This window comes from Comamonas koreensis, assembly GCF_021026195.1.
GTDB lineage: Bacteria > Pseudomonadota > Gammaproteobacteria > Burkholderiales > Burkholderiaceae_C > Comamonas > Comamonas koreensis.
This window is the reverse complement of record NZ_JAJNCT010000005.1, coordinates 564,518-584,885: the sequence shown is the minus strand read 5'-3', so window position 1 is coordinate 584,885 and position 20,368 is coordinate 564,518. Positions and strand designations below refer to the sequence as shown.

General features: G+C 62.6%; 19 protein-coding genes, 1 tRNA gene and 1 pseudogene. 16 read left to right on the top strand and 5 right to left on the bottom strand.

Annotated features, from left to right (window positions below):
- Window positions 1-22 precede the first annotated feature (22 nt).
- On the bottom strand, window positions 23-925 hold the full coding sequence (locus LPW39_RS04900; protein ID WP_230771792.1) for an HTH-type transcriptional regulator ArgP: 903 nt from the start codon (window positions 923-925) through the stop codon (window positions 23-25).
- Between the two features lie 70 nt (window positions 926-995).
- Between LPW39_RS04900 and LPW39_RS04895 the strand changes: the two genes are divergently transcribed.
- Window positions 996-1,661, top strand: a complete 666-nt coding sequence (locus LPW39_RS04895; RefSeq protein WP_230771790.1) for a LysE/ArgO family amino acid transporter — start codon at window positions 996-998, stop codon at window positions 1,659-1,661.
- A 229-nt stretch (window positions 1,662-1,890) separates the two neighbouring features.
- A complete protein-coding gene (locus tag LPW39_RS04890) occupies window positions 1,891-2,361 on the top strand; it encodes an ABC transporter substrate-binding protein (RefSeq protein WP_230771788.1) in 471 nt (156 codons plus the stop codon).
- Between the two features lie 56 nt (window positions 2,362-2,417).
- Here LPW39_RS04890 and LPW39_RS04885 read toward each other — a convergent pair whose 3' ends face one another.
- Complete coding sequence (locus tag LPW39_RS04885) at window positions 2,418-2,684, bottom strand: DUF3820 family protein (protein WP_230771786.1); 267 nt, start codon at window positions 2,682-2,684, stop codon at window positions 2,418-2,420.
- Between the two features lie 199 nt (window positions 2,685-2,883).
- Between LPW39_RS04885 and LPW39_RS04880 the strand changes: the two genes are divergently transcribed.
- The gene (locus LPW39_RS04880) at window positions 2,884-3,672 is read left to right on the top strand and encodes a MetQ/NlpA family ABC transporter substrate-binding protein (protein ID WP_230771784.1); all 789 of its coding nucleotides are present in this window, start codon (window positions 2,884-2,886) and stop codon (window positions 3,670-3,672) included.
- Window positions 3,673-3,862: 190 nt separating this feature from the next.
- Window positions 3,863-5,164, top strand: coding sequence for a UDP-N-acetylglucosamine 1-carboxyvinyltransferase (locus tag LPW39_RS04875; RefSeq protein WP_230771782.1), 1,302 nt, complete (start codon window positions 3,863-3,865; stop codon window positions 5,162-5,164).
- Between the two features lie 79 nt (window positions 5,165-5,243).
- On the opposite strand, the gene LPW39_RS04870 is transcribed toward LPW39_RS04875, so the two are convergent.
- Entirely contained in the window at window positions 5,244-6,155 is a 912-nt protein-coding gene (locus LPW39_RS04870) for an EamA family transporter (protein WP_230771780.1), read from the bottom strand.
- A 101-nt stretch (window positions 6,156-6,256) separates the two neighbouring features.
- Between LPW39_RS04870 and LPW39_RS04865 the strand changes: the two are divergent.
- Window positions 6,257-6,695 (top strand): annotated as a pseudogene (locus LPW39_RS04865) (Lrp/AsnC family transcriptional regulator).
- A 43-nt stretch (window positions 6,696-6,738) separates the two neighbouring features.
- On the opposite strand, the gene LPW39_RS04860 reads toward LPW39_RS04865, so the two are convergent.
- A complete protein-coding gene (locus LPW39_RS04860) occupies window positions 6,739-7,461 on the bottom strand; it encodes a hypothetical protein (protein WP_230771779.1) in 723 nt (240 codons plus the stop codon).
- Window positions 7,462-7,809: 348 nt separating this feature from the next.
- On the opposite strand from LPW39_RS04860, the gene thrS reads away from it, so the two are divergent.
- The 11 genes from thrS (at window position 7,810) to LPW39_RS04805 (ending at window position 18,665) form a co-directional block, all read left to right on the top strand.
- Entirely contained in the window at window positions 7,810-9,741 is a 1,932-nt protein-coding gene (gene thrS / locus LPW39_RS04855; protein WP_230771777.1) for a threonine--tRNA ligase, read from the top strand.
- Between the two features lie 85 nt (window positions 9,742-9,826).
- A complete protein-coding gene (gene infC / locus LPW39_RS04850) occupies window positions 9,827-10,444 on the top strand; it encodes a translation initiation factor IF-3 (RefSeq protein ID WP_021025159.1) in 618 nt (205 codons plus the stop codon).
- 245 nt (window positions 10,445-10,689) lie between these two features.
- Entirely contained in the window at window positions 10,690-10,893 is a 204-nt protein-coding gene (gene rpmI, locus LPW39_RS04845) for a 50S ribosomal protein L35 (protein WP_021025158.1), read from the top strand.
- 26 nt (window positions 10,894-10,919) lie between these two features.
- Window positions 10,920-11,279 (top strand): 50S ribosomal protein L20, encoded by a 360-nt coding sequence (rplT, locus tag LPW39_RS04840; RefSeq protein ID WP_021025157.1) that lies wholly within the window; start codon window positions 10,920-10,922, stop codon window positions 11,277-11,279.
- A 142-nt stretch (window positions 11,280-11,421) separates the two neighbouring features.
- Complete coding sequence (gene pheS, locus LPW39_RS04835; protein ID WP_021025156.1) at window positions 11,422-12,477, top strand: phenylalanine--tRNA ligase subunit alpha; 1,056 nt, start codon at window positions 11,422-11,424, stop codon at window positions 12,475-12,477.
- Entirely contained in the window at window positions 12,474-12,641 is a 168-nt protein-coding gene (locus LPW39_RS04830) for a hypothetical protein (RefSeq protein ID WP_230771775.1), read from the top strand. Before pheS ends, LPW39_RS04830 begins: the two co-directional genes overlap by 4 nt.
- Window positions 12,628-15,081 carry a phenylalanine--tRNA ligase subunit beta gene (pheT, locus tag LPW39_RS04825; protein WP_230771774.1) on the top strand — a complete coding sequence of 818 codons (2,454 nt, stop codon included), beginning with the start codon at window positions 12,628-12,630 and terminating at the stop codon, window positions 15,079-15,081. The genes LPW39_RS04830 and pheT overlap by 14 nt, the downstream gene beginning before the upstream one ends.
- A 22-nt stretch (window positions 15,082-15,103) precedes the next feature.
- Window positions 15,104-15,430 carry an integration host factor subunit alpha gene (locus tag LPW39_RS04820; RefSeq protein ID WP_021025154.1) on the top strand — a complete coding sequence of 109 codons (327 nt, stop codon included), beginning with the start codon at window positions 15,104-15,106 and terminating at the stop codon, window positions 15,428-15,430.
- Between the two features lie 113 nt (window positions 15,431-15,543).
- Window positions 15,544-15,975 (top strand): MerR family transcriptional regulator, encoded by a 432-nt coding sequence (locus tag LPW39_RS04815; protein ID WP_230771772.1) that lies wholly within the window; start codon window positions 15,544-15,546, stop codon window positions 15,973-15,975.
- 18 nt (window positions 15,976-15,993) lie between these two features.
- Window positions 15,994-16,070 (top strand) — tRNA-Pro (locus LPW39_RS04810).
- A 204-nt stretch (window positions 16,071-16,274) separates the two neighbouring features.
- Window positions 16,275-18,665, top strand: coding sequence for a DNA polymerase II (locus LPW39_RS04805; protein ID WP_230771770.1), 2,391 nt, complete (start codon window positions 16,275-16,277; stop codon window positions 18,663-18,665).
- Window positions 18,666-18,710: 45 nt separating this feature from the next.
- Here LPW39_RS04805 and LPW39_RS04800 read toward each other — a convergent pair whose 3' ends face one another.
- Window positions 18,711-20,321 carry a bifunctional aspartate transaminase/aspartate 4-decarboxylase gene (locus LPW39_RS04800; protein WP_230771768.1) on the bottom strand — a complete coding sequence of 537 codons (1,611 nt, stop codon included), beginning with the start codon at window positions 20,319-20,321 and terminating at the stop codon, window positions 18,711-18,713.
- Window positions 20,322-20,368: the final 47 nt, after the last annotated feature.

Genomic DNA, 20,368 nt, shown 5'->3' with positions numbered 1-20,368 from the left:
GACAACGCCATGGCAGAAATGCTCATGCGGCGGGCGTCAGCACACGGCTGGCTGCGCGCATGACGCAATCGGTCAGCCGGGCCAGGCTGGCCTGCGCGCTGCGCGGCAGCGCCCAGTACAGTGGCAGGTCCAGCGGTGTATCGGGCACCAGCGGCACCAGGCTGCCACGCGCCAGTTGCTCGGCAATCAGCACCGTGGGGTGCATGCCCCAGCCCATGCCGATCTCGCAGGCCCGCACATAGCCCTGGTTGGACGGCAGAAAATGCCGGGGCCCGCTGCCTCTTGGGGCCATGCCCTGGGCTTGCAGCCACTGGTCCTGCAGCCGGTCCTTGCGGTCAAAGGTCATGATGGGCGCCTGGGCCAGGGTCTGGGTACTGACGCCGTCTGCAAAGTAGCGCGCCATGAAGCCGGGGCTGGCTGCGGCCACATAGCGCATCGTGCCCAACGGCCAGCTGTTGCAGCCGGGGATCTGGCCACTGGTGCCGGTCACGGCGCCCAGCACCGCCCCTTCGCGCAGCGCCTGGGCGGTGTGGTCCTGGTCATCGACGCGCAGGTCCAGCAGCTCATTGCCGCTGGCGGTGAACTCGGCCATCGCCTCCATGAACCAGGTGGAGAGCGAATCGGCATTCACCGCCAGCTTGATCGTGGGTGCCACCGGTGCATCAGGCAGCAGGTCGGGGTTGCTGCGGCGCAGGGCGTTTTCCAGCAAAGCCACCTGCTCCAGATGCAGGCACAGGCGCTGGCCGGCCTCGGTGCCGGTGCAGGGGTTGCCGCGCTGCACCAGCACCTGGCCCGTGCGCTCTTCCAGCTGCTTGATGCGCTGCGACACCGCCGATGGGGTGACATGGAGTTTCTTGGCGGCGCGCTCAAAGCTGCCTTCGCGCACCACCGCCGCCAGCGCGGCCAGTCCCAGGTAGTCCAGCATTTAGTTTTGCTTCATTTGACTAAGATTGTTTAATTTTACTTATTTATTGGTGCGCCGCACAATAGCTGCCATGTGGACAACAAGCATGACTTCTACCTGGCTGGCCGGTTTTACGGTCTGCCTTTCCCTGATCGTCTCGATCGGCGCGCAAAACCTGTATGTGCTGCGCCAGGCCGTGAGCGGCGAGCATGTGCGCGCCTGCGTCGCCTGGTGTGTGTTCAGCGATGCACTGCTGATCGGCATCGGCGTGGCCGGCATGGCCCAGGTGCTGGGAGATTCGCCCACCCTGGCCTACTACCTGACCTTGGGCGGCGCGCTGTTTTTGCTGGCCTATGGCCTGATGGCGCTGTGGCGCGCTGCGATGCCCGCTGGCGCAGCGCCCGCTGCCGATGCTGACGGGGATGCGCCCGCCACCTCAGCCCGGCGCGGCCTGTGGCGCGTGCTGGGGGCGCTGGTCGTCATCACCTTGTTCAACCCCCATGTGTACCTGGATACCGTCGTGCTGGTCGGCTCGATCGGTGCGCGCCAGGATGGCAGCCTGAAATGGATCTTTGTGCTGGGCGCGGCCTGTGCCAGCCTGGCCTGGTTTGTGATGCTGGCCAGCGCCGGCCGGCGCCTGCAAACCCTGTTTGCCAAGCCCCAGGCCTGGCGCGTGATGGACGGCTTTACCGGCGTGATGATGCTGGCCCTGGCCTGGTGGGTCTACAGCGGGCTGGAGAACATAGGCGCTGCCTGATGCCTGCGATGGCTGACGGTGCCCAAGGTCTTGTACACCCCGTGCATGCCAGCGCTTGCTCTACAATATTTGTAGCTGCGCGCTACGCATAACGAATAACCAAAGCCGAGCCATACCGCTGCAAGCCGTGCTGCCAAGCACTTGAATTTGCAGCGTTTCCCTCATGTACCAAGGGTAGGCAAGCAGGCAATCCGCTTGTAGCCCCGGCCTTTTATTTGGAAATACCGTAGTGAACCCCTCTTTTCGCACCTCTGCATCCGTTCTTGCTTTGACCATTGCCGGTCTGGTTCTGCCAGGCCTGGCCCATGCCAAGCGCCTGGGTGGCGGTGTCAAGCGCCCAGCAGCTACGCAGAAGGCAGCACCAGCGCCGGCTGCCAAGCCTGCCACGCCAGCCGCTGCTGCACCTGCCGCCGCTCCAGCAGCGGGCGCAGCCCCTGCCGCAGCAGCACCGGCTGCCGCGGCACCGGCCGCCGGCGGCTCCGGCATGATGGGCACCATGGGCGCAGCCGCCGTGGGCGCCGTTGCTGGCACGATGGCCGGCAGTGCCATGGCAGGCGCCATGGGTGGTGACAAGGGCAAGGAAGAAGCTGCCGCCAAGGAAGCAGAAGCCAAGAAGGCAGAAGCTGAAGCCGCTGCGCTGCAAAAGCAGGCCGATGAAGCCAAGGCCAAGGCTGACGCAGCCCGCTCCGCCGTCAAGTAAAGCATCGCCTCAATGGCCTGAACCCACCCGCAGCTGCTTGCAGCCTGCGGGTTTTTTTATGGGCGCTGTGGCAGGCCTGCGGCCTGCCCGTTGGCCAGCAGGCTGGCGCGCAGCGGGCGCAGCAAGTCGCCCAGGCCGTTGTGGTCGATCTCGTGCATCAGTGCCAGCAGCCGGCCCAGATCGCCTTTGGGAAAGCCTTCACGGGCAAACCAGTTGAGGTAGTTGCCAGGCAGGTCGGCAATGGCGCGGCCCTGGTACTTGCCAAAAGGCATGGGTGTGGTGAGAAGCCGCAGCAGCTGATCGGGGTCAAACGGGGTAGACATGGGCGCAAGCATAGCCTGCGCTTCAAGCCCGCAGACTGTAGCGAGCGAACATAAAGATCAAATTCCTTATAACCAAATCTCTTTATTTTCTTTGAGTGATATGCCAAATAAGGCTAGACTTGCACCATCTTGGTTCAGTCCCATCAAGAGAAATCCAAGTAGTTGCCGGGGCTGGTCTTTCACATTTGTCAAAAACACCATGTTCAAAAAAACGCTTTCCGTTCTTGCTATTGCGGCCCTGGCCGTGTCTGCCCATGCGGCGGATGTAGTGCTGAAAGTGGCGGCCTCGCCGGTGCCACATGCCGAGATTCTCAATTTCATCAAGCCCAAGCTGAAGGCCGAAGGTGTGGATCTGCAAGTGCGCGAGTTCAGCGACTACATCCAGCCCAATGCGGCCGTGGAAGACAAGCAGCTCGATGCCAACTTCTTCCAGCACCAACCTTACCTGGACAGCTACAACAAGGACCGCAAGAGCTCGCTGGTGCAAGTGCCCAATGGCAAGGTGCATGTGGAGCCCTTTGGCGCCTACTCCAGCAAGATCAAGAACATCAAAGACTTGAAGGACGGCGCCACCGTGGCCATCCCCAATGACCCTTCCAACGGTGGCCGCGCCTTGCTGCTGCTGCAAAAGAACGGTCTGATCGAGCTCAAGGACGCGTCCAAGCTGACCTCCACCCCGCTGGATATCGCCAAGAACCCCAAGAAGCTGAAGTTCAAGGAACTCGAAGCACCTTTGCTGCCGCGCGCGCTGGGTGATGTCGACCTGGCCCTGATCAACACCAACTACGCGATCGAAGCCAAGCTCAACCCCACCAAGGATGCGCTGTTCATCGAAGGTGCCGATTCGCCCTACACCAACATCATTGCTGCCCGCGCTGACCGTGCCAATGACGAGGCGATTGCCAAGCTGACCCGCGCGCTGCATGGCGACGATGTGAAGAAATTCATTCTGGAAAAGTACAAGGGCGCCGTGGTTCCCGCGTTCTGACCGGCCAGCAAGCTGCCCTAGCAGGGCCTAGCAGGGCCTAGCAGCATCCCGCACATTTTGTTGACGGGTATTTACAAAAGGCACTCCCACCGAGTGCCTTTTGTTGTTTTTGACGCTGTAACATGCAGGATCGGCCCGGATGGCGCACACTGCCCCCGGCCACTCAAGAATTCGCGACCTCCCCCCATCCATGTCCAAACTCATCGTGCACGGCGGCACCCCATTGCAGGGCCGCATCATCCCCTCGTCCAACAAGAATGCCGTTTTGCCTGTGCTGTGCGCCACGTTGTTGACGGCGCAGCCTCTGGTGCTCCATGGCGTTCCGGACATCACCGATGTGCGCAAGATCCTGGACATCTTCGGCAAGCTGGGCTCCAGCGTGCAGATGGACTACGCCAGCGGCGTGCTCAAGCTGCACCACCGGGATACCCACTTTGATGCCTGCAAGCACCACCTGCCCGAGGAAATGCGCTCCTCCATCATGCTGGTGCCGCCGCTGCTGGCCCGCTTTGGCGTGGCGCGGCTGGAGGACAACGTCAAGGGCTGCACCCTGGGCGTGCGCGAGATCGACCCGCATATCGAGGTGTTTCGCCGCTTTGGCGGCCGGGTGGAGCATGGTGAGGGTTCGCTGATTGTGCGCTGCGATGGCCCGCTGCAGGCCACCCAGCACTGGTTGGACTATGCCTCGGTCACCACCACCGAGAACTTTGTGCTGTGCGCCGCTACCGGCAAGGGCAGCTCGGTGCTGACCAATGCCGCCTGCGAGCCGCATGTGCAGGAGTTCTGCCGCTTTATGGTGATGCTGGGCGCCAGGATCGAGGGCATCGGCACCTCGCGCCTGACGGTGCATGGCGTCGAGCAGCTGGGCGGCGGCGAGTTCCATTTCGAGGAAGACTTCCACGAGATCACCACCTTCCTGGCGCTGGGCGCGATCACCGGCGGCGATGTGCAGGTGCGCAACCGCACGCCCGACAATTTCCCGCTGATCGACCGCACCTTTGCCAAGTTTGGCGTGCAGATCGAGCACAAGGACGGCTGGTCACGCGCCATCCGCAAGGGCCCGCTCAAGGTCGAGACGCCGTTTACCCGCAATGTGCTGACCAAGGTCGAGGCTGCTCCCTGGCCTTATTTCCCGGTCGATCTGCTGCCGATCTTCATCGCGCTGGGCGTGCGCGCCGAAGGCAATGCGATGTTCTGGAACAAGGTCTATGACGGCGCGCTGGGCTGGACGGGCGAGCTGTCCAAGTTCGGCGCCCATGTGTTCTCGTCCGATCCGCACCGCATCGTCACCCTCGGCGGCAACCCGCTGAGCCCTGCTGTGGTGGAGAGCCCCTACATCATCCGCGTGGCGATTGCCTTGTTCATGGTGGCCGCCAGCATCGAGGGCCGCTCCGAGATCCGCAATGCCGCGCCCATCAAGCGCGCACACCCCCGCTTTGTAGAGAACCTGCAGAGCCTGGGCGCCAAGGTGGAGTGGGCGGGCGAGAACTAAGCGCTCTGCCATACGCCCCAAAAAAAGCGCTTGCCGTCTATGCGGCAGGCGCTTTTTGCATGGCGGGTGGGAGCTGCAATCAGGCGACGGCCTGGCCTTCCGGCTTGGGTGCGGCTGCCTGCGGCGGTGCAGAGGGCTTGGCCGTCAGCGCGCTGCCCATTGCGGCCACCATGATCAGGCCGATGGCAGACCACTGGGTGGCGGTCAGCAGCTCGCCCAGCACCAGCATGCCGGCAATGGCAGCAATGGCCGGCTCGGTTGCGAGCATGGTGGAGAAGGCGCCCGAGCTCAGGCGTTTGAGCGCGAACATCTCCAAGGTATAGGGAATGGCGCTGGAGACAGCGGCCACTGCCAGCCCATAGAGAAGGATAGAGGGCTGCAGCAGCTTGGTGCCCGCCTCGGCAATGCCAAAAGGCACCACCACGATGGCGGCGGTCAGCAGCGCCAGCGACACCACCATGCCGCCATGCATATGGCCAGCACGTTTGCCCAGCACGATATAGCCGGCCCAGCAGGCGGAGGCCATGACGGCATAGCACAGGCCCACCGGGTCGAGCGCGGCGGTCTGCACGCCAAACATCGGCAGCACCAGCAGCAAAAACAAGCCCAGCGCAGCCAGCCCCAGCCAGACCAGGTCCAGCACGCGGCGCGAGGTCCAGACCGCCACCGACAGCGGGCCGACAAACTCGATGGCCACCGTCACGCCAAAGGGCAGGCGCTTGATGGCCATGTAGAACAGCAGGTTCATGAGCCCCAGCACCACGCCAAAGATCGCAATCTGTCCCAGGTTGGCCTTGGTGGGCCCGAAGCGCCAGGGGCGCCAGATGAGCAGCAGCAGCAACGCGGAAAAGCCCACGCGCAAGGCGGTGGTGCCCTGGGCGCCGACGACCGGAAACAGGTGTTTGGCAAAGCTGGTACCCAGGCACAGCGCACTGACCGAGCCCAATACCGCCAACGAAGGCAGCAGGCGCTGCCAGAGAGAATCTTGCATGGCCGAGATAATATTGCAGCTGAGCGAAGTAAATTGCTCGAAAACTCGGTGCCAAATGCAAGTTTCGCTCTTGCGCTGCGCTTCTCCTCCAGGCCCTTGCGATGAATGTTGAACTCGATGCCTTCGACCTGGCCATTCTGGCCATCCTGCAGCGCGACAATCTGCGGCCCCAGCGCGAGGTGGCCGAGCAGGTGAACCTGTCGCCCGCTGCGGTGCAGCGCCGCCAACACTGCCTTGCTCAACCCGGAGGCCGTAGGCCGGCCGCTCACCATCTTTATCGAGGTGCAACTGGTCAATGAACTGGATGCGCTGACCCTGGGCTTTCGCGCCCGGGTGGCGGCCGAGCCCGCCGTGCAGCAGTGCTATATGGTCACCGGCCAGACCGATTACCTGTTGGTGGTGACGGCCCGCGACATGCAGGAGTACCAGGCCATCACCCAGCGGCTGTTTGATGGCGACCAGAATATCCAGCGCTTCAACACCTCGATTGCGCTGGCCACGCTCAAGCGCAGCCTGCATTTGCCGCTGCCTGCGCGCTGAATCGACTGGTTGGGGGGAGCAGGGTGGGGCGTGATGAGTGCCGTTAATGCGCCACCGCTTGCACCGGCAGGAACTGCAGCAGGCTGCCGCCAGCCAGACCCTGCACATAGCCAATGACCGCGCGCCGGTACTTCTCGGACACGACATCGGCCATCAGGTCATTGCGCGCAATCATCTTGCCAAATTCGCGCTCAAAGCTCAGGTTGCGTTCGTTGGCATTGAGCTCGTTGCTCAGCAGCATGGCTTGGCCATTGCCCAGCCTGCGGTGGGTAAGCATCCAGTTGGCAATCTCCAGATTGCGTGAGGCGTTGTAGACGGCCTGGGCATCGAGCCCATGGATCAAATAGAAGGTGGTGCGGCCGCCATAGGCGGTGATAAGCATGTCGGCCGTGGCCCAGGTGAAGGCAGCGACCCGGTCGCCGGCAAATTCGGGCGCCAGGGCCATGCTCATGCCGGCAATGTCGCGCTGATCCAACAGATCCGGCCAGGGTTGCTGGTTTTCTATCGCCTCGCGCACGGCCTTCATGGCCGCTTCGCGGTTGTCAAAACCGCCCTTGCGCCACTCCTGCGGATTGCGGCGGTAGAGCTTGTCCATCAACACATACAGGCTTTGCAGATTGGCGCGCATGCTCAAGGTAGCCATGCGGTTCACATCGGACTGGCCCCATTCCTGGGCCTGCATATCGCGTTCGGGGACTTTGCCACGGGTGGGAGGGGTGCTGGAGCAGCCCCCTTGCAGCAATAACGCAGCCAGGCAGGCGGACATTCCAACAGATCGGGCGTAGCGATAGGGCATATCTAATCGTCAAGGTCTGCTATCGTTTTGATTATGGCAAGCCTGTTGGCGACTGGATTGCGGGAAGACCAGCAGATTGCATCAGAATGTGGGAAAATGACAGTCGTTTTAGATTTCATCCACTGGTAAGAGCGAGAAAGGCAAGATCGGTTATGACACCGCGAACTACAACCACTTGGGGTTTGACTGGCCAATAAGGCCGGTGGTTCGCGCCTGTACGACGATTTCGTCTCCTCACACCAAAGCGCGGACAAGCTCCGCGCTTTTTGCTTTTCTGGGCAGCGCGGCTCTGTACAGCACGATTATTTAGGATTTCTCATGGTTCAAATTACGCTTCCCGATGGCTCCAAGCGCGACTATCCGGGCCCCGTGTCGGTGGCCGATGTCGCTGCATCGATTGGCGCCGGCCTGGCCAAGGCTGCGCTGGCTGGCAAGGTGGGTCTGGGCGACAACGCCAAGGTGGTGGACACCAGCTTTGTCATCGACCGCGACATGCCGCTGTCCATCGTGACGGCCAAGGACGCTGACGGCCTGGAAGTGATCCGCCACTCCACCGCCCACTTGCTGGCCTACGCCGTCAAGGAGCTGTTCCCGGAAGCCCAGGTCACCATCGGCCCGGTGATCGACAACGGCTTCTACTACGACTTCGCCTACAAGCGCCCTTTCACGCCCGAAGACCTGGTGGCGATCGAAAAGCGCATGGCCGAGCTGGCCAGCAAGGACGAGCCCGTGGTGCGCCGCGTGCTGCCGCGCGACGAAGCCGTGGCCTACTTCAAGGGCCTGGGTGAGAACTACAAGGCCGAGATCATCGCCTCCATCCCCAGCAATGAAGATGTGAGCCTGTACCGCGAAGGCGCGTTTGAAGACCTGTGCCGTGGCCCCCACGTGCCCAGCACCGGCAAGCTCAAGCACTTCAAGCTGATGAAGGTGGCGGGCGCCTACTGGCGTGGCGACCACAACAACGAGATGCTGCAACGCATCTACGGCACGGCCTGGGCCAGCAAGGACGATCTGCAGCAGTACCTGACGATGCTGGAAGAGGCCGAAAAGCGCGACCACCGCAAGCTGGGCCGCGAACTCGACCTGTTCCACATCGACGAGCACTCGCCCGGCACCGTGTTCTGGCACCCCAAGGGCTGGTCGATCTGGCAAGAGGTGGAGCAGTACATGCGCAAGGTGTACCGCGACAATGGCTACCAGGAGGTGAAGGGCCCGCAGATTCTGGACAAGACCTTGTGGGAGAAGACCGGTCACTGGGACAAGTACCGCGAGAACATGTTCACGACCGAGTCGGAAAAGCGCGAGTACGCACTCAAGCCGATGAACTGCCCCGGCCACATCCTCATCTACAAGCAAGGCATCAAGAGCTACCGCGATCTGCCGCTGCGCTTTGGTGAGTTCGGCGCCTGCCACCGCAATGAGCCCACCGGTTCGCTGCACGGCATCATGCGCGTGCGTGCCTTCACGCAGGATGATGGCCACATCTTCTGCCTGCCCGAACAGATCCAGGCCGAAGTGACCGCGTTCACCGCGCTGCTGCAAAAGGTCTATGCCGACTTTGGCTTCACCAACATCCTCTACCGCCTGTCGACCCGCCCTGAAAAGCGCATCGGTACCGACGAGAGCTGGGACGCGGCCGAAGCGGCACTGGCCGAAGGCCTGCGTGCCTCGGGTTGCGAGTTCGAATACCTGCCGGGTGAGGGCGCGTTCTACGGCCCCAAGATCGAGTACACCCTGAAGGACGCACTGGGCCGTGAATGGCAGTGCGGCACCATCCAGGTCGACCCGAACCTGCCCGAGCGTCTCGATGCCGAGTTCGTCGGCGAAGACGGCGAGCGCCACCGCCCGATCATGCTGCACCGCGCGATCGTGGGCTCGCTCGAACGCTTCATCGGCATCCTGATCGAGCAGCATGCTGGCGCGCTGCCTGCCTGGCTGGCCCCCACGCAAGTGGCCGTGCTCAACATCACCGACGCGCAAGGCGCCTACGTGCAGGAAGTGGCCGACAAACTGCGTAAGGCCTTGCCGTTCCAAGGGCTGCGTGTGGTTACCGATCTGCGCAACGAGAAGATTACGTATAAAATACGGGAGCATTCGTTGCAAAAGCTGCCCTATATTCTTGTCGCCGGCGACAAGGAAAAGGCAGCCGGAGCCGTAGCAGTGCGCGCCCGGGGCGGTAAAGACCTCGGTGTGATGTCCGTAGATGCATTCGTCGAACTGATTGCCCAGGACATCGCCGCTAAAGCGTAACAAGCCTAACCAGGCACTGAAAAGCTTTGGACAGCGTGGACTGCATAAATAGCAGCTACGCTGTCGTAGCTTTTAATTTTTTAGGGTGAAAGCCATAGCTACTGAATTCCGTGATCGCCGCCACCGCGAAGAACGCAAACACCGCCTGAATCGTGAGATTCAGGCACCAGAAGTGCGTCTGTCCGGTCCTGATAATGAACCCCTGGGCATCGTGCCGCTGATGGAAGCGCTGCGCATGGCCGGAGAGCTGGATGTTGACCTGGTCGAGATCGTCGCCACGGCCACGCCTCCGGTTTGCCGCCTGATGGACTACGGCAAGTTCAAGTATCTGGAGCAGAAGAAGGCGGCCGAGGCCAAGGCCAAGCAAACCGTCATCGAAATCAAGGAAATCAAGTTCCGTCCCGGTACTGATGATGGCGACTACAACGTCAAGATGCGCAACATCAGGCGCTTCCTGGCTGAAGGCGACAAGGTCAAGGTGACCCTGCGCTTCCGTGGTCGTGAAATCACCCACCAGAACCTGGGCATGGACCTGCTCAACCGCATCCGCGACGAGCTGGCCGACCTGATCCAGGTCGAGCAGTTCCCCAAGCTCGAAGGCCGCCAGATGATCATGATGATCGCTCCGGCGCGCAAGAAGCCCGGTGGCGCTGCTGCTGGCAAGCCGGTGGAGGGTAATTCCTCCCCAGTAGCCACAGCTTAAAGAAGCGGTTAGAATACCGGATTACCGACAAGCGGCTTAGGCCGCTTTCGGTTTTTAGCAGAGCGGCGTCAGTGCTTGCCTGAGTCTGGGGTTTCGGCCCTGGTGCCTCAGTTCGGTGCAGTCAAAACTCTGCGCATTGATAGAGTAGATCTGATCTAGGTCTGTCACAAAAGTGGCTCGGGGCCAAAACAAGTTCCGTCATGGCGATGGAACGCCTCACGAGCACAAACATAAGGAGCATTCACATGCCCAAAATGAAGACCAAAAGCAGCGCGAAGAAGCGTTTTCGCGTTCGTCCAGGTGGCACCGTCAAGCGCGGTCAAGCCTTCAAGCGTCACATCTTGACCAAGAAGACCACCAAGAACAAGCGCCATCTGCGTGGTGCAACCGCTGTGCATGAGACCAACATGGGTCACATGGCACAAATGTTGCCCGGCATGGGCCTGTAATTCATTGACGAACTAGGAGAAAACACATGCCTCGCGTCAAACGTGGTGTAACGGCACGCGCCCGTCACAAAAAAGTTCTGGCCCTCGCTAAGGGTTTCCGTGGTCGCCGTGGTAACGTCTTCCGCGTTGCTAAGCAAGCGGTAATGAAGGCAGGCCAGTACGCCTACCGTGACCGTCGTACCAAGAAGCGCGTGTTCCGCCAACTGTGGATCGCCCGTATCAACGCCGCTTCCCGTGAACTGGGCCTGACCTACAGCCAGTTCGCCAACGGCCTGAAGAAGGCTGCCATTGAAATCGACCGCAAGATGCTGGCCGATATCGCCGTGCACGACAAGGCTGCTTTTGCAGCTATCGTCGACCAAGTCAAGGCCAAGCTGGCTGCCTAAGGTCACGATCGGTAGTTACTGTTGATTTAGTAGCTGCTGGTGCACACACAGCAAGGGCTAGGGCTTGAAAAGGCGCTAGCCCTTGTTTTTTTATCGCCAGGCTGCTTTTGGCGGCCCGGCACCTAAGTCGATAAGAGTCGATATGAACGAGTTGGATTCTCTGGTCGAAAGCGCGCAACAGTTGTTTGCGCAGGCCCATACCCCCGCTGATCTGGAAAACGCCAAGGCGCAGTTTCTGGGCAAGTCGGGCAAGATGACCGAGCTCATGAAGGGCATGGCGCAGCTTTCCGTCGAAGAGAAAAAATCGCGCGGTGCCGCCATCAATGTGGCCAAGCAGGCGATTGAGGCGGCCTTGACGGCACGCCGCAAGGCGCTGGCCGATGCCGAGCTGCAAGCCCACCTCAAGGCTGAAGTGCTGGATGTGAGCCTGCCCGGCCGCCGCCGTGGCAGCGGTGGTCTGCACCCCGTGTCCATCACGATGGAGCGCATCGAAGGCATCTTCGGCTCCATGGGCTTCGATGTGGCCGAAGGCCCCGAGATCGAATCCGACTGGTTCAACTTCACCGCGCTCAACACGCCGGAAGACCACCCTGCGCGCTCGATGCACGACACCTTCTATGTGGAAGGCGGCACGCAGCACGCACCCAACCTGCTGCGCACGCACACCAGCCCGATGCAGGTGCGCCATGCGGTGCAGCACGTCAAGCGCTACCGCAACCTGATCGACGCCGGCCAGACCATGCCCGAGATCCGCGTGATCGCCCCGGGGCGCACCTACCGCGTGGATTCGGACGCCACCCACTCGCCGATGTTCCACCAGTGCGAAGGCCTGTGGATTGGCGAGAACGTGAGCTTCAAGGACCTCAAGGTCGTGTTCACCGACTTCTGCAAGACCTTCTTCGAGCAGGATGACCTGGTGCTGCGCTTCCGCCCCAGCTTCTTCCCGTTCACCGAGCCCTCGGCCGAGATCGACATCCAGTTCCAGAGCGGGCCGCTGGCCGGCCGCTGGCTGGAAGTCTCGGGCGCTGGCCAGGTGCACCCCAACGTGGTGCGCAACATGGGCCTGGACCCCGAGAAATACATTGGCTTTGCCTTTGGCATGGGCCCTGACCGCCTGACCATGCTGCGTTATGGCGTCAATGACCTGCGCCTGTTCTTTGACGGCGACATCCGTTTCCTGTCGCAGTTCCAGTCATGAAAACGGAGCGGGCGGTGCTGCAGATGGGCGATGCCATCCCCAGCGCCCGGGCAGCAGGTGCTGCCACCCGCTCCCCATTGAAACGCAAGAACGCCCTGCCTGCCGATGCCCGACATGGCACTGCAGGCCTGAACGCCAAAGAGTCCGACTATGCAATTTCCTGAATCCTGGTTGCGCCAATACTGCAACCCGTCGCTGACCACCCAAGAGCTGGCCGATACCTTGACCATGGCGGGTCTCGAGGTCGAAGAGCTCGACCCCGTCGCGCCTCCGTTCACCGGCATCGTTGTCGGTGAGATCAAAGAAGCCGTGCAGCACCCCGATGCCGACCGCCTGCGCGTCTGCCAGGTCGATGTGGGTGGCCCTGAACTGCTGAACATCGTTTGCGGCGCGCCCAATGCGCGCGTCGGCATCCGCATCCCCTGCGCCACCGTGGGCGCCGAGCTGCCACCCGGCGCAGACGGCAAGCCTTTCAAGATCAAGATCGGCAAGCTGCGCGGCGTGCAAAGCTTTGGCATGCTGTGCTCGGCCAAGGAGCTGGGCATTGCCGATGACCACGGCGGTCTGCTGGAGCTGCCCGCCGATGCGCCGCTGGGCCAGAACGTGCGCGAATACCTGAACCTCGACGACACCCTGTTCACCCTCAAGCTCACGCCCAATCTGGCGCACTGCCTGTCGGTCTACGGCGTGGCGCGCGAGCTGTCCGCACTGACCGGCACGCCGCTCAAGGCGCTGTCCTTCCCGGCCGCTGCGGTGGCTTCGCAAGACAAGCTGCCCGTCAAGATCGAGGCGACCGACCTGTGCGGCCGTTTCTCCGGCCGCATCGTGCGCAACGTCAACACCCAGGTCAAGACCCCGCAGTGGATGGTGGATCGCCTGGCCCGCTGCGGCCAGCGCGCTGTCAGCCCTCTGGTTGACATCTCCAACTACGTGATGTTCGAGCTGGGCCGTCCCAGCCACATCTTCGATCTGGACAAGATCAGCGGCGGCCTGAGCGTGCGCTGGGGCAAGCAGGGCGAGACGCTCAAGCTGCTCAACGGCAACACCATCACGATCGACGACTTCCTCAAGGTCGGCGTGATTGCAGACGCGCACGGTCTGGAGTCGCTGGCTGGCATCATGGGTGGCGATGCCACCGCCGTGTCCGACGACACCAAGAACATCTACATCGAAGCGGCCTTCTGGTTCCCCAAGGCGGTGGCCGGTCGCTCGCGCCACTTCAACTTCTCGACCGACGCGGGCCACCGCTTCGAGCGCGGTGTGGACCCCCAGTTCACCACCGAGCACATCGAGCGCATCACCCAGCTGGTGCTGGAGATCTGCGGCACGCCTGAGACCCAGGTGGCCGCCATGGACGACCAGCAGCCCAACATGCCAGCGCCCAAGACGGTGCAACTGCGCGTGGCACGTGCGGCCAAGGTCATCGGCATGCCGGTGACCCAGCAGCAATGCCTGGATGCGCTGAACGGCCTGGGCCTGCCCGCCACCGTGGCGCAAGAAGGTGTGATCAGCGTGACCGCGCCCACCTTCCGCTTCGACATCAACCTGGAAGAAGACCTGGTTGAAGAAATCGCGCGGATGATTGGCTACGAGAACCTGCCCACCAGCAAGCCGCTGGCGCCGATCTCGCCCAAGCTGCGTGCCGAGAACTCCCGCAGCCCGTACGCCGTGCGCCATGCGCTGGCCGGTCTGGGCTACCAGGAAACCATCAACTTCAGCTTTGTCGAAGAAAAGTGGGAGCAGGAGCTGGCCGGCAACAACCAGGCCATCAAGCTGCTCAACCCCATAGCCAGCCACCTGAGCGTGATGCGCTCGTCGTTGCTGGGCTCGCTGCTGCAGGTGCTCAAGTTCAATGTGGACCGCAAGGCACAGCGCGTGCGCGTGTTCGAGCTGGGCCGCGTTTTCTTCAAGGACGACTCGGTCGTCGAGTCCGACACCACCGTCAAGGGCTTCCACCAGCCCATGCGCGTGGCCGGCCTGGCCTACGGTGCAGCCGACCAGCTGCAATGGGGCCGGGACGAGACCAAGGTTGATTTCTACGACGTCAAGGGCGATGTCGAGGCACTGCTCGCGCCGCTCAAGCCGGTGTTTGAAGCGGCCGAGCACCCCGCACTGCACCCCGGCCGTTGCGCCCGCGTGCTGCTGGACGGCAAGGCCATCGGCTTTGTCGGCGAGCTACACCCCCAGTGGCGCCAGGAATGGGATCTGGCCCAGGCGCCGGTGATGTTCGAGCTGGCCCTCGATGCCGTGCTGGCACGCCAGGTACCGGTGTTCGCACCGGTGGCCAAGCACCAGATGGTCGAGCGCGACATCGCCGTCGTGGTCAAGGAAGCCGTCACGCACGCCCAGATCATGCAGGCCATCACGGCTGCCGGCGCAGGTGCTATCCTGCGCAGTGCCGTGCTGTTCGACGTGTTCCGGCCCAAGAAGCTCAAGGCCGGCGAAGAGGCCGCCGCCGGCAGCCTGGCCCAGGACGAGAAGAGCCTGGCCGTGCGGCTGAGCCTGGGCCATGACGACCGCGCACTGGAAGACACCGAGATCGAAGCGGCCGTGCAAGCCGTGGTGGAACAACTCACACAAAGCCTGGGTGCGCGTCTGCGCTGATCCCACACGCGAGGATTGCTATATGGAATTCACCGTTGAGAGCCTGGAACAACCTGCGCTGACCAAGGCGCAACTGGCCGACATGCTGTTTGACAACATCGGCCTGAACAAGCGCGAAGCCAAGGACATGGTCGATGCCTTTTTCGACCTGATCTCGGAGAGCTTGATCAAGGGCGAAGATGTGAAGCTGTCGAGCTTTGGCAACTTCCAGGTGCGCATGAAGAAGGCCCGTCCCGGCCGCAATCCGCGCACCGGAGAAGAGGTGCCGATCGAGGCGCGCCGCGTGGTGACCTTCCATGCCAGCGGCAAGCTCAAGGATTCGGTGCAGGCACCGGCCGACATGGAATGACGCAGGCCCTGGGCGCGCGGCCGCCTGCAGTGCGTTGGCACTGAAGGTCAAACCGTCGCCCGCTTTCGCCTATATGCAACACGGCCGCTTTCGCGGCTGTTTACAATTTGTCCATGGAAAAACAGCTGCCCCCCATTCCTGCCAAGCGCTACTTCACCATCGGTGAGGTGTCGGTGCTGTGCGACGTCAAGCCGCATGTGCTGCGCTACTGGGAGCAGGAGTTCACGCAGCTGCGCCCGGTCAAGCGCCGGGGCAACCGCCGCTATTACCAGCACCATGAGGTGCTGATGATCCGCCGCATCCGAGAGCTGCTCTATGAGCGCGGCTTCACGATCAGCGGGGCGCGCAACCAGCTCCAGTCGCTACCGCGCGGCCAGGCCATGCTCGATGCGCTGGAAGACGACAGCATGTTCGCACTGCAGGAAGAGGGCGCCGATGCGCTGGCTGCGGGCATGCCCGAAAGCCTGGAACCGCTGAGCTGGCAGCAGGCCGCGATCGAGTTGCAAGAAATTCGTCGCATTCTTTCCGGAGACCTGGAAAACTAGGTATATAATTCAAGTCTTCGGAATGTAGCGCAGCCTGGTAGCGCACTTGCATGGGGTGCAAGGGGTCGCGAGTTCGAATCCCGCCATTCCGACCAAAAAGACAAGGACTTAGCTCGAAAGAGCTAAGTCCTTTTTCTTTTGGCCAAACAGGTGCAGATGCCAATATCTGCTCCCCATATGCAGGCGCTGCGGCACTCCGGCGATATCATCGGTGCGCAAGCCACGCGAGGTTGTTGGCTCTTGACGCCATGCAACGTCGGCTGCTGTGGCCCGCATCTTTTTGCTTTGCCTGAACCACCGTGCCCACCACCCCCCACCAAGGATTCATCCTGACCCGCCATTGGCGGGACACGGCTGCGGGTACCGAGATTGAGTACTGGTTGGCGACCGATGCTGGTCCGCTGAAGGTGCTGCTGACGCGGCAGGCCTCAGTCGCGTTTGTCGAGGCGCGGCACCGGGTGGTCGTGCAGACGCAGTTGCTGGCCATGCCGGATATGGATCTGCGCGAGCTGGCACTCAAGAGTTTTCAGCAGGAGCCGGTGCTGGGCGTCTATGCCAAGCACTACCGGCAGTTGGGCAAGCTCGCGCGTGGGTTGAAGCAGCTGGATGTGTCGCTGCTCGAAGCCGATGTGCGTCCCCATGAGCGCTATTTGATGGAGCGGTTCATCACGGCGGGCGTGCAGGTCGAAGGCGGGCAGTTGCAGGGCAGCACGGTGGTGGACTGCAAGCTGCTGCCCGCAGCGGCGTACCGGCCGGCGCTCAAGCTGGTGTCGCTCGATATTGAAACCAGCCAGCACCAGGACCTGTATTCGATTGCGCTGGATGGCGCAGGCCAGCGGGTGGTGTTCATGCTCGGCGATGCGCCGGCGCCCGGTGGGCAGGCTGAACCCCCCGAACCCGCCCGCGATTTCAGGCTGATCTATTGCGCCAGCCGCAAGGCGATGATCGAGCAACTCAACGACTGGTTTGCGCGCCATGACCCGGATGTCATCGTCGGCTGGAATGTGGTCCAGTTCGACCTGCGGGTGCTGCAGAAGACGGCAGACGATTGCGCCACCCCGCTGCTGCTGGGGCGCGAGGGCCGGCCCATTGCCTGGCGGGCGCACCCGGGCAAGCAGGACTACTGGTTCGCACCGATGCCTGGCCGCGCGGTCATCGATGGCATCGAGGCCTTGCGGGCGGCGGTGTGGAGCTTTCCGTCATTCAGCCTGGAGAACGTGGCCCAGGCCTTGCTGGGCGAGGGCAAGGACATTGGCGACGAGTACGGCAAGATGGCCGAGATCGAGCGCCGCTACCAAGAGGACAAGCCCGCACTCGCTACCTACAACATCCGCGATTGCGAGCTGGTGCTGCGCATTTTTGACAAGGCCCAGCTGCTGCAGTTTGCGATGGAGCGGGCGCATGCGACCGGCCTGCAGCTGGACCAGTTTGGCGGCTCGATAGCGGCGTTCAGCCACCACTACCTGCCGCGCATGCACCGCCAAGGTTATGTGGCGCCCAATGTGGGCGATGTGCGCGGCAAGTCGTCACCGGGCGGCTATGTGCTGGATTCGCGGCCCGGCTTTTATGACTCGGTGGTGGTGCTCGATTACAAAAGCCTCTACCCCTCGATCATCCGCACCTACCTGGTCGACCCGGTGGGCCTGGCCGAAGGCTTGCATGCCAGCGATACCGCCTCACTGATCCACGGGCCGATGGACACGCGCTTCTCGCGCGACAAGCACTGCCTGCCCGAGATCGTCACCACGCTCTGGCGCGCGCGGGATGAGGCCAAGCGCAGCAAGAACGAGCCGCTGTCGCAGGCGCTCAAGCTGGTGATGAACTCCTTTGCCGGGGTGCTGGGTGCGACGGAATGCCGCTTCTTCAACCCGGCGCTGATCTCGTCGATCACCCTGCGCGGCCATGAGATGGTCAAGCGCACCAAGGCGCTGGTGCAGCAGCGCGGCTACGAGGTCATCTACGGGGATACGGACTCGATCTTTATCTGGCTGGGCCGTGCCCACAGCAACCAGGAAGCGCATGCGGTCGCCACCTCGCTGGTCAACGACATCAATGCCTGGTGGACGCAAGGCCTGCGCCAGGAACAGAACCTGGAGAGCTTTCTTGAGATCGAGTTTGACACGCACTACAAGAAGTTCTTCATGCCCACCATCCGGGGTTCAGACGTGGGCAGCAAAAAGCGCTATGCAGGCCTGAGTGTGGATGCCGATGGCAAGGAGGCCATGGTCTACCGGGGCCTGGAGATGGCGCGCAGCGACTGGACGCCGCTGGCGCGCCAGTTCCAGGAAGGGCTGCTCTCGCGCGTCTTCCAGGGGCTGCCCTACCGCGACTTTGTCATCGGCTATGCGCAGGCCACCCTGGCGGGCCAGAAGGATGATTTGCTGGTCTACCGCAAGCGCCTGCGCCACCGGCTTGATGCCTATGTGGCCAACCTGCCGCCGCAGGTGCGCGCCGCCCGCATGGCCGATGACTACAACCGGCGCCTGGGCCGCCCGCTGCAGTACCAAAGCGGTGGCTGGATCCGCTATGTGATGGGTAAAAGCGGGCCCGAGCCGTTGGAGGTGCGCCAGTCGCCGATCGACTACGAGCACTACCTGAGCAAGCAGCTGCAGCCGATTGCCGATTCGATCCTGCAGCCGCTGGGGGAGGACTTCAACAGCCTGACCTCGATGCAGCAGGAGCTGTTCTAGCGGCCTGCTGCAGCGGCTGCTGGGGCAGGCGAGCCTGCCCAGCGCTTAACCGGCGCCGCCCTTGCCGCCCGCCTGAGCCTGGAACTGCGCATACAGCTCATCCACCATCTTGCGCAACGCGCGGCCAATGGCGGCGTACTCGTACTCGTTCAGGTTGGCGAGCGATGCCCGGCCCGATGGCCTGTCCGAGCCAAAACCCCGGCCTGGCAGCAGCACGATACCGGTTTCATCGGCAATGCGGAACAGCATGTCGCCGGTCGATGACTGCTGCACCGCCCAGTCGGAAAACGCTTGCCCATAAAGCCTGCAGGTCACGCTCTGCAGGTCGATCAAGGTGTAGTAGTTGACGGAGTTGGGGTTGTGCAGCGGCGGCATGCCCAGCTCGCGGTACAGGGTGGCCTCGCGGCGGCGGATCAGCTGCTTGAGCGCCTGCTTGTAGGCGTCGGCTTCATCGATCAGCGCGAACAGCGAGAACAGCACCATCTGCACCTGCTGCGGGGTCGACAGGCCGGCGGTGTGGTTCAGCGCCACCACGCGGCTGTCGGCCACCAGGCGGTCGATGAACTTGAGCGATCGCACATCGGGCAGCAGCGAGCGGTAGCGGTGGTCCAGCTCGACCTTGGCGCTCTCGGGCAACTGGGCCAGCGCCTTGTCGAAGACGTTCTCCTTGTGCGCGGCAATCACGCCCAGGCGCCAGCCGGTGGCACCAAAGTACTTGGAGAAGGAGTAGACCAGCAAGGTGTTCTGCGGGCAGACCGAGAACAGCGACTGGAAGTCATCGGCAAAGGTGCCGTAGACATCGTCGGTCAGCACCATCAGATCGGGCCGGTGGTCGGCAATGATGGTCTTGATGCGCTCCAGGCTGCGCTGGTCCATCTTGACCGACGGCGGGTTGCTGGGGTTGACGCAGAAGAAGATCTTGACGGCCGGGTCGCGCAGCTTGTCCAGCTCGGCATCGGAGTACTGCCAGCCATTGTCCGGATCGGCATGGATGGGCACCTCTTCCAGCGCGTACTGCGCCAGCTCGGGGATCTCGATATACGGTGTGAACACCGGCATGCCGATGGCGACCTTGTCGCCGGCCTTGAGCAGGCCGCTGATGCGCAGGCTCTCGAAGATATAGGCCATCGCAGCCGTGCCGCCTTCCACCGCAAACAGATCGACCGACTCCACCGGCACGGCGCCGCCGGCCATCTCGCGCACGATGTACTGGCGCACGATCTTCTCGCTCACGGTCAGCATGCGCGGTGGCACCGGGTAGTTGCAGCCCAGGATGCCATCCACCATCTCATGCAGGAAGGCGGCTGGGTCCAGGCCCAGCTGGTCGCGCACATAGCTGAGCGACTTGGCCAGAAAGCGCACACCTTCCTGGTCGCGGTGCTCGGCCGTGTAGCGCTCGAAGCGGTTTTCAATGCCTTCGATATTGGCCAGGCCGCCGATGCCTGCTGTCATGTACGAATACGACAGCTCGGACTCGGCCGCTGCAAACAGCCCCAGGCGGAAGAAGGCGCGGCGCGGCGTCGTCGCCAGAAAGTTCGGGTTGCCACGCCCGGCGTTGAGCATCAGCCGATTGGCCTTGCCCGATGCCACCTTGATCAATTCATCCTTGAGCTCGAACGGGCTCAAATGGGCCAGACGCTGGTAGTCCTGAGACATGGTGCAACTCCTTGCAGTCGTTGATAAACAGGGTAAACCGGAAGCGG

Bases quoted from the DNA above. Each gene is read 5' to 3' on its own strand.
- thrS (WP_230771777.1), top strand. From the start codon at position 7,810: ATGGTTCAAATTACGCTTCCCGATGGCTCCAAGCGCGACTATCCGGGC.
- LPW39_RS04870 (WP_230771780.1), bottom strand. From the start codon at position 6,155: ATGCAAGATTCTCTCTGGCAGCGCCTGCTGCCTTCGTTGGCGGTATTG.
- pheS (WP_021025156.1), top strand. From the start codon at position 11,422: ATGAACGAGTTGGATTCTCTGGTCGAAAGCGCGCAACAGTTGTTTGCG.
- LPW39_RS04880 (WP_230771784.1), top strand. From the start codon at position 2,884: ATGTTCAAAAAAACGCTTTCCGTTCTTGCTATTGCGGCCCTGGCCGTG.
- LPW39_RS04860 (WP_230771779.1), bottom strand. From the start codon at position 7,461: ATGTCCGCCTGCCTGGCTGCGTTATTGCTGCAAGGGGGCTGCTCCAGC.
- rplT (WP_021025157.1), top strand. From the start codon at position 10,920: ATGCCTCGCGTCAAACGTGGTGTAACGGCACGCGCCCGTCACAAAAAA.
- LPW39_RS04895 (WP_230771790.1), top strand. From the start codon at position 996: ATGTGGACAACAAGCATGACTTCTACCTGGCTGGCCGGTTTTACGGTC.
- LPW39_RS04800 (WP_230771768.1), bottom strand. From the start codon at position 20,321: ATGTCTCAGGACTACCAGCGTCTGGCCCATTTGAGCCCGTTCGAGCTC.
- LPW39_RS04885 (WP_230771786.1), bottom strand. From the start codon at position 2,684: ATGTCTACCCCGTTTGACCCCGATCAGCTGCTGCGGCTTCTCACCACA.
- pheT (WP_230771774.1), top strand. From the start codon at position 12,628: ATGCAATTTCCTGAATCCTGGTTGCGCCAATACTGCAACCCGTCGCTG.
- LPW39_RS04875 (WP_230771782.1), top strand. From the start codon at position 3,863: ATGTCCAAACTCATCGTGCACGGCGGCACCCCATTGCAGGGCCGCATC.
- LPW39_RS04830 (WP_230771775.1), top strand. From the start codon at position 12,474: ATGAAAACGGAGCGGGCGGTGCTGCAGATGGGCGATGCCATCCCCAGC.
- rpmI (WP_021025158.1), top strand. From the start codon at position 10,690: ATGCCCAAAATGAAGACCAAAAGCAGCGCGAAGAAGCGTTTTCGCGTT.
- LPW39_RS04900 (WP_230771792.1), bottom strand. From the start codon at position 925: ATGCTGGACTACCTGGGACTGGCCGCGCTGGCGGCGGTGGTGCGCGAA.
- LPW39_RS04820 (WP_021025154.1), top strand. From the start codon at position 15,104: ATGGAATTCACCGTTGAGAGCCTGGAACAACCTGCGCTGACCAAGGCG.
- LPW39_RS04815 (WP_230771772.1), top strand. From the start codon at position 15,544: ATGGAAAAACAGCTGCCCCCCATTCCTGCCAAGCGCTACTTCACCATC.